Consider the following 1,385-nt stretch of genomic DNA (forward strand, 5'->3'; position numbering starts at 1 on the left):
GGGTTAAGGGTCAGAAAGTGTGTCTGGGATCGGTGATTTATAGTCACTGTCCAGTGTGATTGTTGAAAGTATAGGCTTCACGACCGTATATCGCTGTCCTTGACGGTAAATCCCCGGTGTTTCTACCTGGATGTGGTAGGCCCTGGTGGTGTGGTGGCTTGATGCCGAAGAATCGACCACGCTGCCACTGCGGCGGCGACATGAAACGCAACGGAACTACCAGCAAAGGAACCACACGATGGCGATGTAAAGCCTGTGGGGCATCAGGCATCAAACGTCGCCCCGACGTCACCAACGCTAGAATTTTTGCGGATTTTATCGAGCATTGCACCACCACAATCTCGCTAACTGCACTGGCTAAACGCAACAATGTAAGCCATTCCACTATGAAGCGCAGATTTACATGGTGCTGGCTTATTGACGTACCGGATCCCACCGTGGCACATACAGGCCGAGTCTATGACCAGATATTTCTCGACGGTACCTACACCGCTGGCGGATGCTTGATTGTAGCTTCCACCCTCGATCATGTTGTTGCTTGGCACTGGTGCAAACACGAAACCGCTCCCGATTACACACGCCTGCTCGAACGCATCCCCGCCCCGTTAATCGCAACGACAGATGGCGGGCAAGGAACAGCAAGTGCAATAAAAACCTGCTGGTCAACAACACATGTGCAGCGTTGCCTCGTCCACGCACAGCGTGTAGTTCGCCGCTATACAACCTCACGTCCGCGCACTGATGCCGGCAAAGCTATCTACACGCTAGCGCTGAAACTCACCCGAGTGCGAACTAAAGAAGAGGTAGCTGACTGGGGTGTATTGCTCCATAACTTCAACACTGTCTACCGCAGGTGGATGGACGAGAGGACCAGGGTTAAAGACCCTGATACAGGAAATTGGACATGGGTATGGACACATTCCAACGTGCGAAAGGCCTACAACAGTCTGAACCATCTATGGCGCCAAGGCATGCTCTTTGTCTACATCAATCAACCTAAAGGCGTCTTAGAACCTGCCCGCATCAAATCTACGACCAACAGTCTTGAAGGCGGGATTAACGCTCGCCTGAAAGAGATTGCGCGTGCTCACCGGGGCAGAACAAATGAACACCAGCGCAAAATGCTGGACTGGTGGCTGTACCTAAAAACAGAACTGCCCGACGATCCACTACGCATCGCCAGACAGTCCCACTGGGGCCAGGACCAACTCGCCAAAGTATCCATCCTGACCCACACCGAGAACCAAGCCGACCACGAAACAGGACGACCAGCCCTCTACGACAACGGTATCGACACCGAGTACACCCACTCAATCGGCATCCAAAAAGGCCAAATCTAACCCCAGCGACACGCCGAGCCAGACACACATTTTGACCCTTAACCC

Annotated in this window: 1 protein-coding gene; it reads left to right on the forward strand. The window is 53.1% G+C overall.

Annotated features, from left to right (window positions below; all coding sequences use genetic code 11):
* The first annotated feature begins 161 nt into the window (after window positions 1–161).
* Window positions 162–1,340 (forward strand): IS1249 family transposase, encoded by a 1,179-nt coding sequence (locus QP971_RS11240; protein ID WP_071566713.1) that lies wholly within the window; start codon window positions 162–164, stop codon window positions 1,338–1,340.
* Window positions 1,341–1,385 lie beyond the last annotated feature (45 nt).

Source organism: Corynebacterium marquesiae, from assembly GCF_030229635.1.
Taxonomy (GTDB): domain Bacteria; phylum Actinomycetota; class Actinomycetes; order Mycobacteriales; family Mycobacteriaceae; genus Corynebacterium; species Corynebacterium marquesiae.